The sequence below is a fragment of the Lysinibacillus sp. NPDC093688 genome (assembly GCF_050280145.1).
GTDB classification, from domain to species: Bacteria; Bacillota; Bacilli; order Bacillales_A; family Planococcaceae; genus Lysinibacillus; species Lysinibacillus xylanilyticus_B.
Genome location: NZ_JBNNUX010000016.1, coordinates 98,563 through 111,788 on the forward strand (window position 1 = coordinate 98,563; position 13,226 = coordinate 111,788).

At 34.4% G+C, this 13,226-nt stretch carries 14 protein-coding genes; 6 read left to right on the forward strand and 8 right to left on the reverse strand.

Translation table 11 applies throughout. The annotated features are described in order from the left end of the window. Positions 1-108 precede the first annotated feature (108 nt). On the forward strand, positions 109-1,425 hold the full coding sequence (locus tag ACQKN2_RS14200) for an aspartate aminotransferase family protein (protein WP_427415522.1): 1,317 nt from the start codon (positions 109-111) through the stop codon (positions 1,423-1,425). Further along, positions 1,426-2,835 (forward strand): sodium:solute symporter, encoded by a 1,410-nt coding sequence (locus ACQKN2_RS14205; protein ID WP_427415523.1) that lies wholly within the window; start codon positions 1,426-1,428, stop codon positions 2,833-2,835. Between the two features lie 191 nt (positions 2,836-3,026). On the opposite strand, the gene ACQKN2_RS14210 is transcribed toward ACQKN2_RS14205, so the two are convergent. From ACQKN2_RS14210 to ACQKN2_RS14220, 3 genes are all read right to left on the reverse strand, one after another. Then, positions 3,027-3,872 carry an MBL fold metallo-hydrolase gene (locus ACQKN2_RS14210; protein ID WP_427415524.1) on the reverse strand — a complete coding sequence of 282 codons (846 nt, stop codon included), beginning with the start codon at positions 3,870-3,872 and terminating at the stop codon, positions 3,027-3,029. Positions 3,873-4,188: 316 nt separating this feature from the next. Next, positions 4,189-5,133: a hypothetical protein gene (locus ACQKN2_RS14215; protein ID WP_427415525.1), complete on the reverse strand. Its 945-nt coding sequence runs from the start codon at positions 5,131-5,133 to the stop codon at positions 4,189-4,191. Positions 5,134-5,338: 205 nt separating this feature from the next. Then, positions 5,339-6,097 (reverse strand): class I SAM-dependent methyltransferase, encoded by a 759-nt coding sequence (locus ACQKN2_RS14220; protein ID WP_427415526.1) that lies wholly within the window; start codon positions 6,095-6,097, stop codon positions 5,339-5,341. Between the two features lie 276 nt (positions 6,098-6,373). Between ACQKN2_RS14220 and ACQKN2_RS14225 the strand changes: the two genes are divergently transcribed. Both ACQKN2_RS14225 and ACQKN2_RS14230 read left to right on the forward strand, forming a co-directional pair. Beyond that, positions 6,374-6,952: a GNAT family N-acetyltransferase gene (locus ACQKN2_RS14225; protein ID WP_427415527.1), complete on the forward strand. Its 579-nt coding sequence runs from the start codon at positions 6,374-6,376 to the stop codon at positions 6,950-6,952. Between the two features lie 103 nt (positions 6,953-7,055). Continuing rightward, positions 7,056-7,439, forward strand: coding sequence for a DUF2809 domain-containing protein (locus ACQKN2_RS14230; RefSeq protein ID WP_427415534.1), 384 nt, complete (start codon positions 7,056-7,058; stop codon positions 7,437-7,439). Between the two features lie 121 nt (positions 7,440-7,560). On the opposite strand, the gene ACQKN2_RS14235 is transcribed toward ACQKN2_RS14230, so the two are convergent. Then, a complete protein-coding gene (locus ACQKN2_RS14235) occupies positions 7,561-8,406 on the reverse strand; it encodes an alpha/beta hydrolase (RefSeq protein ID WP_427415535.1) in 846 nt (281 codons plus the stop codon). A gap of 333 nt (positions 8,407-8,739) precedes the next feature. Here ACQKN2_RS14235 and ACQKN2_RS14240 point away from each other — a divergent pair, with 333 nt between their 5' ends. Further along, a complete protein-coding gene (locus tag ACQKN2_RS14240; RefSeq protein WP_427415528.1) occupies positions 8,740-9,225 on the forward strand; it encodes a tetratricopeptide repeat protein in 486 nt (161 codons plus the stop codon). Between the two features lie 43 nt (positions 9,226-9,268). On the opposite strand, the gene ACQKN2_RS14245 is transcribed toward ACQKN2_RS14240, so the two are convergent. From ACQKN2_RS14245 to ACQKN2_RS14255, 3 genes are read right to left on the reverse strand one after another with little or no spacing between them, the layout of a single operon-like run. Further along, positions 9,269-9,490, reverse strand: coding sequence for a DUF3955 domain-containing protein (locus tag ACQKN2_RS14245; RefSeq protein ID WP_427415536.1), 222 nt, complete (start codon positions 9,488-9,490; stop codon positions 9,269-9,271). A gap of 10 nt (positions 9,491-9,500) precedes the next feature. Beyond that, a complete protein-coding gene (locus ACQKN2_RS14250; RefSeq protein ID WP_053593496.1) occupies positions 9,501-9,719 on the reverse strand; it encodes a helix-turn-helix domain-containing protein in 219 nt (72 codons plus the stop codon). A 12-nt stretch (positions 9,720-9,731) separates the two neighbouring features. Continuing rightward, positions 9,732-10,211, reverse strand: a complete 480-nt coding sequence (locus ACQKN2_RS14255) for a DUF2975 domain-containing protein (protein WP_427415529.1) — start codon at positions 10,209-10,211, stop codon at positions 9,732-9,734. Positions 10,212-10,837: 626 nt separating this feature from the next. Here ACQKN2_RS14255 and ACQKN2_RS14260 point away from each other — a divergent pair. Then, on the forward strand, positions 10,838-11,674 hold the full coding sequence (locus ACQKN2_RS14260; protein WP_427415530.1) for an aminoglycoside 6-adenylyltransferase: 837 nt from the start codon (positions 10,838-10,840) through the stop codon (positions 11,672-11,674). A gap of 498 nt (positions 11,675-12,172) precedes the next feature. Here ACQKN2_RS14260 and ACQKN2_RS14265 read toward each other — a convergent pair whose 3' ends face one another. Further along, on the reverse strand, positions 12,173-12,694 hold the full coding sequence (locus tag ACQKN2_RS14265; RefSeq protein ID WP_427415531.1) for a GNAT family N-acetyltransferase: 522 nt from the start codon (positions 12,692-12,694) through the stop codon (positions 12,173-12,175). Between the last annotated feature and the right edge of the window lie 532 nt (positions 12,695-13,226).

Consider the following 13,226-nt stretch of genomic DNA (forward strand, 5'->3'; position numbering starts at 1 on the left):
CATTTATCAACAATTTTTTAACTATTAATTTTTCTTATAGTAGGCATTTGACGTATTTTCAGAATTAAGAGAAAATTCTTTCAACACCAACGAAATGGGGATGAGTTTATGATCGATTGGAAAAACATTAATGAAGAAGGCTTATTAGCGCCTACAATGGCGAAGGATTTTCCAAACTTACAGGTAGTTAAATCGGAGGGATTATTTTATATAGGCGTCGACGGTAGAAAGTATCTAGACTTTACTTCCGGTATTGCTACAGAAAATACAGGGCACAGACATCCCAAAGTCATTACTGCGATTAAAAATCAAGTTGATTATTTAGTTCATGGTCCTATCGGTATTATAAATTACGATTCCATTATTCTATTAGCTAAGAAATTGAGAAAGATATTACCACAACCATTAGATTGTTTTTTCTTTGGAAATAGCGGAGCAGAAGCAATTGAAGGTGCAGTAAAATTAGCAAGACATGTAACTAGGAGACCTTACGTTGTTTCTTTCCTTGGAGGATTCCATGGAAGAACGATGGGCGCCTTAAGCCTCACTACATCAAAAAGTAAATACAGAAAGAATTTACCAGTTGGAGCAAACATGACATATCAATTACCATATGCTCAATTATCGGAAACACCAGCAGGTTTAAACCATGATGAATATTGGTCAGAACACGTTGAAAAAGATTTTGAACGTTTATTTAATCATCAAGTATCTCCAGATGAAGTGGCAGCTGTTATTTTAGAACCTGTTCTAGGAGAAGGCGGTTACGTTATCCCTCCAAAAGCATGGTTACAAAAAATAAAAGAAATCTGTGACCGCTACGGAATTTTATTAATTTTTGATGAAGTTCAGACTGGTTTTGGTCGAACTGGTGACTGGTTTGCGGCAAATCGATTTGGTGTGACCCCTGATATTATGGCGATTGCAAAGGGAATTGCAAGTGGCCTACCCCTTAGCGCAACAGTAGCTTCACGGGAATTAATGGAACAATGGACAATTGGCAGTCATAGCACTACATTCGGTGGAAATCCTATTGCATGTGCGGCAGCATGCGCTACAATAGACGTTCTTGAAGATGAAGGTTTAATAGAAAATGCTAGAATATTAGGTGACTATGCATTAAATAAATTAATACACTTAAAAGAAAAGCATCACACGATTGGAGAAGTTCGTGGAATTGGTTTAATGCTAGGAATTGAAATTATTCATCCCGAAACTCGAGAACCAAATGGTAAGGGGTTAATGAATATCCTGGAGAAGTGTCTGCATAAAGGGGTTATTTACTATTTAAGCGGTAATAAGGGAGAAATAATTCGAATGATGCCCCCATTAAATATAGATAAAGAACATTTAGACTTAGGAATTTCCTTGCTTGACGAAGCAATTACTGAATACGAATTAGAATTAAGTTCGGGGGGTGTATAAATGAATATACTGGATACTTTTGTTCTACTTCTCTATTTTGGTGCTTTAATAATTGTCGGAATAATCGGAATCAAAAAGGCGAAATCTGAAAAAGATTTTGTCCTCGCAGGAAGTCGTCTAGGGTATTACAGCCACGTTGGTTGTTTAGCAGCTGTTATTATTGGTGGTGCGGCTACCATGGGTTCTACGACTTTAGGTTATAATTACGGGGTTTCTGGTCTTTGGTTTGTTTCGATGATGGGCTTTGGAATAGCTGCCTTGGGTCTTTTCGTCGTTAATAAAATTGGTGGATATGAGGTTTTTACTATTAGTCAGTTACTAGGAAAGCGCTTTGGTGAAGGAACTCAGCTTATTAGTGCGATTGTTACTGCCATCTATACCCTGATGGTCGTGGTAACACAAGTAATTGGTATGGGAAATGTTATTCACGTATTACTGGGCTGGTCCCTTATCCCTTCTATGATTATTGGCGGAGGGATCGTGCTCTTTTATACAATATTAGGGGGCATGTGGAGTATTACCTTAACCGATATTATACAATTTATTGTCATGACTATCGGTGTGTTTTTCATTATGTTCCCGTATAGCGTAAACAGTGTCGGAGGATTAACAACTCTATTTAGTAGTGTGCCAGAAGCGCATCTTAGCCTTACAAATATCGGCTGGGATCGTATCTTCCAATACTTTTTATTGTACTTCTTTGGTTTAATGGTTTCTCAAGACATCTGGCAGCGTGTATTTACAGCGAGAAATCAAAAAGTAGCGAAAAGCAGCGCTATTTCGGCCGGTGTATACAGTGTTTTCTATGGTTTAGTACTAAGTATTGTGGGGATGTGCGCACTTGTGCTACTACCAAATCTAGGCGACTCTCAATCAGCGTTTACTAGTCTTGCATTAGAAATTCTTCCACCAGGCTTGTTGGGACTTGTTCTTGCTAGTGTTTGTTCTGCACTTATGTCCAATGCTTCAGGAGCTATCTTTGCTTCTGCGACCCTAATCACCAACGATATTATTAAGGTATACGTAAAAAAAGATATGACTGATAGAGATATCATCAATACATCGCGAATGATCATACTTGGGTTAGGTGTAATAGCCATCATTTTCTCAGTATGGATTCAAAACATATTAGTGGCATTAGACATGGCCTACGCAATTTTATCAGGTGCTATCTTCGTACCTCTCATCATCGGTCTTTATTGGAAGCGTGTAACAAGTAAAGCTGCTTTCTATTCAATTATTGCTAGTTCACTAGTTATCTTTATTTCATTTATAATTTTTGGCATCACTTCTACACTACCGATTATTTATGGTTTAATTACTGGACTCGTCGTTATTGTTGGTTTCACGCTTATTATTCCCGAAAACAACATTGAGGTTGGTAAGAAAGATACGACAATTTACAAGTAAATATTTACAAAAAGATCACAAATTCAATGTAAACTGCACTCCAAAAGTTAGAAACCTCTAACAAATGGAGATGCAGTTTTTTATGAGAAAGTTTAATTCAGGATTAAAAAAAAGCATTTTCATAGAATATTCTTCGGCATCATGACATCCCTAAGGTTTTCTTCCACCATTAAAAGTGACCTTTTACTATTTTAATTCAAATATTTGCTGTTATTAGGTAAAGCAATCTGCTCGAATTCAGTTGCTAGTTTATGCAAATTTCTAGAAAGCTCTTCCCCCTTCATTGGTAATCCATGTCCTGTAATAGCAACTGAAGGTTTTAGGGCCTCTAATTTTTTTACAGAATCCCAAGCAGCCTGCCAATCCGTCGTGAAATATCGTGGCGGCCCGCTAATTTCCTTTTTTTGTAGCAACACTTTGTAAAGCGACTCTTGTTTAACCGTAACAAATGCATCACCAACAATTAACGCTCGATCCTCTTCGCGAAATAATGATATATGCCCTGGCGTATGACCCGGTGTATGAATCCAACGAAAACCATCCATAAATGGAATACTGCCATCGGATGGGAGAGCCTCAACGTTGTTTCCTAAGTTAATGGCTTCATTCGGAAAAATGGATGACACTTTTGCTAGTAGACCACCATTTACACTAGGATCAGGTACAGGATAATTTTTCATATCCATTAAATAAGGTAATTCTAAAGAATGTGCATAAACCGGCATACCCCAGTGTTCGATTAAATCGATTATCGCCCCAACATGATCAAAGTGACCGTGCGTCAAAATTAATGCTTTAGGTCGACTCTTGGATCCAAATCTCTCCTCGGCTATCGAAATAATTTCCTTTGCACTTTTTGGCATACCTGCATCAATTAATACGAACTCTCCCTTATGAGGTTCACCATAGAGTACAATATTAACAATTTGAATCGTATGTTGGTATAAATCAGGCAATACTTCTACACCATCTCCACTCCAAATTGATGTTGCTGGAATATATTTAAAGTCGTTACCATAATGCATATCCTTATGCATGGAAAACCCTTCTTCCTTCATTGAATTGTAGATAATCCTATTTTTCCTTTATACAGTAAAAATATAGCAAGAAAAAAATGGGTTTTAATTAAATCCAATAAACTTAACAATCCAGTCGGTGTAGCCTTAGAATAATGATTGATTAAAAAATTTCCTTCAATCTTTTTTATCCGCAAATGCAAAAAACTCCATTTTGAAAAAAGATTGATCAAAATGGAGTTAATCTTTCTAACTAAGTATGAGATTTTTATAAATAAGTTTGATCAATAATACGAGCCTTCTACAACTAAAGTATAGTTAGTTGTAGAACAATCTTTTATTCCAAATAACCAAAAGCCTTTAGCTGCTTATATCTATTAACGGCAAGTATCCCTTTCCAAAATACCCTTGCTTTTTCGAAGCTTTCTGGATAACTTCCCCAACTCCAAGAAATATCCCAAAGTCCCTCATTAGTAATTTGTTCTAAGTAAAAATCTAAGTTTTTTTGAACTAATGTACCAAACCTTGAACAAAGCGGATGATCAGGTTTATCAATAAAATCCAAAGGAATAGCTTTATAGCCATGTATCCAAGTAGATGTATCCCAATCCACGCATTTTTCAGCAAGATCCATAATTTTTTCAGAAACTACTTCAAGAGAATATTTTGTTCTATCCTCAAAATTAGATTCATGAGGTTTAATTATTTTAATAAGCTGCTGAAAGTTGTTTATTTCATGTCTATCCATTTCGCTCTTATTCATTAAATAATTTACTGCTTTACAAATCGAGCTCCAACCTATTTCTGAAGATTCACTTTTCTCGGTGGACCAATGCACAAGAAATGCAGCTAATTCCACCCCCGGATTAAACATCCAATTTTCTTGTATACCTTCGTGCCAATGCCACCAAGGCGCATGAGGATTCTCATTGTTCTCTGGTAACACAGTATCCCACATTCCCGTTTCCATATGATTAGTATTTATTAGATAGGAAATCATAGATCTTACCATTGGTTCCTCTTTATCAGCCCCAATGTCCATTAATATTTGCCCTGCTTTCCAGGTAGCCATTGGCGATGAATGCGGTAACCAAAAATCCGGCTCTATTCCATTCCCAAAGCCACCATCCTTGTTTTGGTATATTTTTAGCTGTCTGAGAACACTTTCCTTACTACCACTTTCAAACTCATATTCAAACAGAGAACGCTCTAATCCTCTAGCTTTTGTTTTTATAAACACTTTCGCCCTATCAAAATTACTATTAATAACTGTATTTTCCAATTAGAATCTCTCCTCATTTTCCAATCATGTGGTGATTATTTAGTATTTTTAAAACTTCCATAGTCACTATACTTTTCCACTCGTTTTCTCCCAACCCAGCATCCCGTAACAGCAACCCGAATAAATGGACAAGGTTTATAAAAATATTTAGAAAAAAAACTGCTAGATTTTAGCTTTTTACTTAGCTAAAATCTAGCAGGTATATTTATTTACGAACAGCTTCAAATGTAATTAATGAATGCTCTACTGAAGGCTTCTTGTTATAAACATATTCAGCGGAACAAGTAATATTAGAAAAACCTAAGTTTGTTAATATGTGCTGGAATTCTTCTATTCCGTACCATTTCAATGGAAATTTTTGCAATTCTGTATCTATTAATTTACCATTTCTCCATTTTTCATATTTCAAAACGGTTAGCGTATATTGATCGATCCAGTTCATTTCAACAGCTTTTCTTTCTAATGCAATTCCTTCCTCTTTCGAAATTTCATAGTAGGATGAAGAAATTTCCCCTGTTCGCCAGTCTGTAGGTAAAAGTAAGTCTACAATTAAGCGACCTCCAGGTATCAAATGATTATACATACATTTTAATGCATCCATTGCATCTTTTGAATTCTCTATTAAACATAACGAACCTGTCGGCATAACAATCGCTTCATATTTTGAGTCTAATGAAAAGTTGCTCAAGTTACCTTCATATAGATTTGGCTTGAATCCTCTTTCTTTACAACGTTTTCTGCATAAATCTAGCATTTCAGGTGAGTAGTCGATTCCTTCAACATTATATCCCTTTTCTAGTAAAGGAATTAAAAAGCGTCCCGAACCAACTCCCGCTTCAAGCACTTTTCCCTTAGTTCCCTTTAATCGTTCAAGATAATATTCAATATCTCCACCAATAGAATATCCTACTGGTTTTGTCAAATCATAAAGTTCTGTACATAATGGACCGTAATAACTATACAATGCAATTCCTCCAATTTTTGCAGAAGAATCTATTATTTTTAGTTCTTCCACACCTTATTTATGTTTGATGGAAAAATAGAGCTGACTTTCATAATAAATCACTCACTTTCGTTATAATATAGTAAAATTATACATAATTACCTTAAAATACTCAATATAGTTATTTTACTACTATTAAGCAAAAGTGAGAATGAAATTTGTTGATTGGAGTGGAGACTGGTAAGGAGAGCCTTACTGCTGGTTTTGTGCTTTTAAAAAAAATAAGGAGAGAATACTATGAATATAGAAAAAGTGTTTGCAGAATTCCCATTATTAAACTCCGAAAAGCTAGTACTAAAAAAAATTGAAGATGCACATTTACAGGAAATATTTGCGATTTATGATAATGAAAAAGTATTTGAATATTGTGGGATAATCCCTAAACATAATATCCAAACAGTTGGTAAAATGATTGGTCATTTTGACAGAGATTATCAGAAGAAAAGCAGAGTCAAATGGGGCATTTTTCAAAAGTCTCATAGCGATCAATTAGTAGGCATTATAGAAGCAATGGATTTTAATCAAAAGGTGAATATGGTGACGATTGGTTACTTTTTAGCAGAGGACTATTGGGATAAGGGCCTTGCAACTGATGCGGTAAACATACTTGTCAAATTTTTATTTGAGGAAGTTAATATAAATCGAATACAGGCTGAGGTAATGCCATTAAATGAAGCATCTAAAAAGGTGCTTCTAAAAAATGATTTTTTAAAAGAAGGGCTTTTAAGACAAGCAACGTTTTGGTCTGGTAAAGGTGTTGTAGATTTAGAAATATACGGTTTGCTTAAAGAAGAGTACAACCATAATAACTGCTGACACCATTTATGAGATAATCAAGATTAATCCATACTATCAACACGCTGAAAGAGTGATTCAATTGACTAATAAGCATAAACCTAACAACCTGCAATACCGTAACATGCGAATAGCTTATTTGATAGCTATTGTTATCACCATTTCACTCGGCTTAGCTTCTAGAAGATGGAGTACCCCACTCCCGTCATTTGTAGCGCAGAATGCAGGGGACATACTATGGGCTATGATGGTCTATTTCGGTTTTCGGTTGTTGCTAGTGCGTAAGAGCACTCTCACAGCTATTTGGCTCAGTTTTTTGTTTAGCTTCGGCATTGAATTTAGCCAGTTGTATCAGGAGGACTGGATTAATCAGATTCGCGGGACCACGCTCGGGGCTTTGGTCTTGGGCAAAGGTTTTCTTGTAGAGGATTTGGTTCGATATACAGCAGGGATCATAATCGCTGCTGTTTTAGATAAGGCGGCACTTAAGTTCACGCTTCGAAGTTAAATGGAAAATCGCTAGAGAATTATATTAATTCTTTAGCGATTTTATATTTAGGATTTAATTAGAACTATATATTAAATGCTCAATCTTTATTACATACCCACATGAGTAACTGGTCATCATTCTATTCATTAATCCAATTGATTAATTCCCTATCAAAAGTATTTGGTTCTTCAAACATTGGGTTATGGCCACTTTTTTCAAAAATGACCTTTTTTACATTTTCAAATGAATCATCAATTAAATCCCAGAGCGAAACAGGAGCGACTAAATAATCATACCTTCCTAACCCTAGAAAAATTGGTTTATCAAAGTGGGCCATTGATTGGATTAGATTTCGTTCAGCGAAAGCTACACCCCAAAGGTAATCAATAACATCCATATTTGTATAGACGCCATCCCACATATAAGCAGCATCGAACGTATAATCATAAAAGCTATGCGCCCCCATGCGAATACACATATGCACAAATCTTCTTGCTGGATCATTGTGAATATCATTCTCTAACAATGCAATATCATGCTCAAATTGCTTTGTACGTTCAGCACTGGCAGTCTCATTAAAAAATGAAAAACTTTGCTGTTGTCTCTCTTGACTATTTGTCGGTGCTGAATTTAATAAAATGACCTTCTGAACATATTGAGGATATTTTTCGGCATATGCTAAGGCCATAAATGCATGTCCCGAATGTCCTAAAATGATAAAATCCTCAAGCTTTAGCATTTGTCTTGCTGTTTCGATATCCTCGACAATTTTATCTAAAGTATAATCTTCTTTCTTTAAAGCACGTGGTGGCTTCACAAAACCTCTATGATCTAAAAAGATAAATTGAAAATGTTTATATAAATTTTCCGAGAACAAGCGTGGATAATATACACTGCTACCCACTACCAAGATCGGTTTACCTTGTCCCTTCACACAGTATTTTAAATCAAATCCTTCACTAAAGATGCTTTGATAATTATTCATCATAATAGTCCTCTTTTCTTTTTATATTGAAGAGCTATCAACAAAATGCTCCCCTTACTATCACTCCCTTTCTTTTCTACGTTCCCGTGTTTTCTCCATAGAACGCTCTAGCATTCTACCTCACCTCTATTTTGATGTTATTAATTTCCGCTAAGAGCAAGCGTTAACCCGCTTCGTTGTGTACACATAAAAACCCTATATTTCCCCACTTGATATGCCTGATAATATAGAAAAGTAAAATTATTAAAATTAGAATCAAGTATACAATATTAATTTAAAAGTTTAAAATTATTTAATATTAAGAAAAAGTAGAAAGTTAGAGGGCATAAGAAAATGGATAAGCGATTACAACATATCATAGCCTTAAGAGAGAATGGTCAATTGGAAGAAGCAAATCAGTTAATGGTAGCACTAGTTCAAGAAGAGCCTGAAAATGGATACTACCAATTTCAATGTGCATGGTCATTTGATTCATTAGAAAAAGAAAATGAGGCTGTCCCCCACTATGAAAAAGCAATTCAATTAGGGCTTAAACCCGAATTTTTAGTTGATGCTTATGTAGGATTAGGCAGCACTTATCGTACATTAGGGCAATATGAACAGTCCAAACGTATTTTTGAACAAGCTATAAGTGAGTTTCCAGAAGCCGAACATGTAAAGGTTTTCTATGCAATGACTCTCTATAATCTGAGTGAACATTCAAAGGCTATGGAAACTTTATTACATACAGTAATTCACACTACTAACCATGAAGGTATAAAAGATTATCGCAAAGCCATAACGTTTTACAGTGATAAGCTTGATCAAACTTGGGAATAGCATAAAAGATCAGGCTCCTATTTATGAACCTGATCTTTTCATATTACTTCACTATATTTGTCTTTTTAACGGTAGAAAAAATTGCAACAAATAATATTAAAATTATACCGCTAAAGAAAAATAAATAACTTAAAGGAATTAAAAAGAAGTTTCTTTCTACGAGTGTTCCATCTGGCAGTAATTCGTCCCCGATAATTCCCTTCATAAATAAACATAAAACTCCTATTAAAATCGGTAAAGTTGCAAGGATATATTTTTTCATCATTTCTCCCCCATTATTCATTATCTTCATTTTTTCTGTATTCCAAAATGTCACCTGGTTGGCAATCTAAAACTTCGCATATTTTTTCTAATGTAGAAAATTTAACGGCTTTTGCCTTTCCGTTTTTCAAGATAGAAACATTCGCCATTGTAATGCCTAGTTTTTCCGATAATTCTGTAACACTCATTTTTCTTTTAGCCAGCATGACATCTAGATTTACAATGATAACCATCTTTTACACACCTCAAATCGTTAGATCATTATCTTGCTTTATCTCACTTGCTTTTCTAACTAAATAAGAAAGCATCGAAGTAAAGACAGAGATGACGATTGCAAAGAATAAAATAAGCAACATAATTACTAGGACATTCGTGTGATAGCTACCAGCCGAAAAAATATAAATTAACGCAGCTACATATAAAACACCTTCGATCATAGCTAACACGCTTATTATTTTTAATCTATCTGCGTTCACAACAGTAAAATCTTGATTAGAGCCAATATCCGTACATATTTTCCATCCTAAAGCTAATGCTAAAAAAAATGGAATTCCCGTTATCCAAATGAATGCAATAAATGGTTTATACAACGATAGTAATTCTTCTGAATCTAGTAAAACTTCCTTCCCAGTTTGTGGCCCTAGATAAATACAAAATAGTAATCCAAATAAAGCACAAAATACAATTATCAATTTTAACCATCTTGATAATTCTTTTTGTTTCATAAAGCACCTCTTTCATAACTTGCTAATGACATATTATCTTGTCATGCATTCCAAGTCAATAATTATTTATCGTAAAACAATAAATAATTATTGTTACATATATATCATCCCCTTTTCGCCCGAAATGCTTGTTAAATAAGAGCAATATGATAAAATAAGAACATGCATTCCCTCTCCCTTAATTTTCTTCACGGGAATATTTTGTTATAAAAATAAATTGGGTGCGAGAATATATCTTCAACTACAAAACCTAATGTCGGATAATCTGTGGTTGTAATAATAAAAATAACGGTCGCTTTAACTAGCAAGCCGTTTTCAATCTGTAGACAATCCCATTTTTAATTCCATAAATCTGTATGTTATTTGTAGGACCACGTATTCTCATTTCGTGAGGAGAGTCGAAATTGTCACTTTTCCTCTATCGTGGGTTTCCATGATAATTCAGTTTTTCAAAAAGATGGTTGTGTTATTATATTAAAAATAACATTGTATTCACTAAAGAAATTTTGATCTAGAAAATAGTGGATTTTAATGATGTAGCACTTTATTTAACTTTATTCAATATTAATTAGGTCCTCCTTTAGAAATACAAGTACATATATTTTATATTTTAGGTGGAATAAAGAATGCGTTTAGAAAAAGAAATGATGAAATTGATATTAAAAGTGGCTAATGAAGATGATAGAGTAAGAGCTGTTGGAATGAATGGTTCTAGAACAAACTCTAATGTACCAAAAGATAATCTAAGAGATTACGATATTGTTTATCTTGTATCAGATTTACAGTCGTTTTTAAATAATCCTGATTGGGTAGACGTGTTTGGGAAAAGGATAATAATGCAAACACCAGAGGATATGGAGTTAATTCCACCTGAATTAGATGGAAGATTCACATACTTAATGTTGTTTGAAGATGGGAATAGAATTGATTTAATGCTTATTCCTATTGAGGAAAAAGGTGAATATTGTTCTGAAGATGGCCTGACAATTATTCTGTTAGATAAAGATGGAAATATGCCTAAACTGGCTGAACCAACAGATAAAGAATATTGGGTTAAAAAGCCATCCACTGTCTTTTTTGCTGATTGTTGTAATGAATTTTGGTGGATTTCTACTAATGTAGCCAAAGGGTTATGGAGAGAAGAAATACTTTACGCTTATGAACACTTAAATAACGCAAGAGAAATGTTACTAACAATGTTTGAATGGAAAGTTGGTATAGAAACCAATTTTTCATTGAGTGTAGGAAAAAACAGTAAGTATCTTGAGCGATATGTTAATAAGGACATATGGAAAAGATTAATGAAGACGTACCCTAATGGAGATTATGAACACGTATGGAATTCTCTTTTTGAAATGATTTGTTTATTTGAACAAGTAGCTATTGAAGTAGCTGATATTTTGGAATATCAATACCCTTATGAAGAAGCGAATAAGGTAAAGGATTACCTTAATAAAAAATAAACTCAATATTTCTAAAGAATTACACTTAGATGATACGATAGTAGAATCAAAATAAACAACTTTATTATTCTTTTACATGTTTACAATTATGCTTAAATGAATATTCTTAAAGAACTTTAATAGGAGATACTACTTAAAATGTAGCATCTCCTTTGTTTTAAAAAAATAGAATTGAATAACTTCATAATCTCTACTGTTGGTTTGGAATAAAGTTTGATCTAAAATATCCCCAAAATCCATATTTTAAGTTAAATGATAAGAACTCGTTTTGAAAAAATGATTGATCAAAACGGGTTACTTCTTTGTGAAATACTATGCGATTTTTATAATAAAGTTTGATCATTTTCTACCTAGTAATTCTAAAACAATAGCACCCGATTGCGGTATAAATATTATATTTTTGCTAAGACAGAGTTAACAAAATCGGTTTTTTCTTCTGGAAATTTGTGTTTATTATGGGTCGAGACATTGATAGCTTACATTTCTTTCCGAGAGATCCTATTCTACTAAGGATTCTGTTATTTTCCCATCTAGATTTTTAATCGCCAACATCGAATTATCCTGAATGATTCCTGTATCTACGAAACCAAATGAAGCGTATAATGTTTTAGCTATGACATTACTTGTTCGATAAAAGAGGGATACATATTCTGCTGCCCCATCTGGCGTAGTTTCAATATCCATCAACATTTTTTCAAAAGCAAGTTTGCCATATCCTTTCCCCTGGTAACTCTTATCAATCATAATATGCCAAATAAAATAGCTCTTCTTCCCGTAAAAAACTTCATTTTCAAATGATTCATGATCCAACGTATCATAAATATACATCAAAAATCCAACCGCAACTTCATCGGCATAAATGGCGAAGGGAGTCGCTGGTATACCGTCTGCGTTCAACATATGAGCGTCTGCAAAGCTTCTGAGGTTAGTAGTTTCTAAAAAGTCTTCCTGGTTTTCTTCAACTTCAAGTGCTATTATTTCATCTATGTTATCCCCGGATATCTTTCGTAACTCAATCATTTTTTTATCTCCTCCCCTAAAACAAGTCACTTCCACACATGGCCTAAAACATTTCAAATATCATTTCCATAATTCTCAAAATAGGGTACACAAAATATTCACCAATGCTAACTCTTTTTCCCCTGTGATTTCTAATCCTTGTTCCGCAAAATGGCCCGTTTGTTGAATTGTCATAATCCATCTTGTCAATGGTATCAAACCTTTTTACAAATTATCGGACTTTATTACAAATGATCAAACTTTATTTTAAATCTACATCTACACTTTTGTTTCAGCTTGTCTTTTCATACTAATGATAAGGAACCGTTGATTTTTCACGGAGAGTGGCGACTCCTGCGGGATAAGCTTGCGTTGAAAGCCCCGCAGGCACGTAGTGACGAGGAGAATCAATTATGCCTCGGAGTAATTGCGTCCGGAATCGGCTTTGTGCTTAGGCTTGCACGAGGGCCGACACGATGTCGGTCATTTCGGTAATGCCACAGGACGTGGCGTTTTTACCGATGGAGGTCAGTTAGCCGTTATCGCATGGATG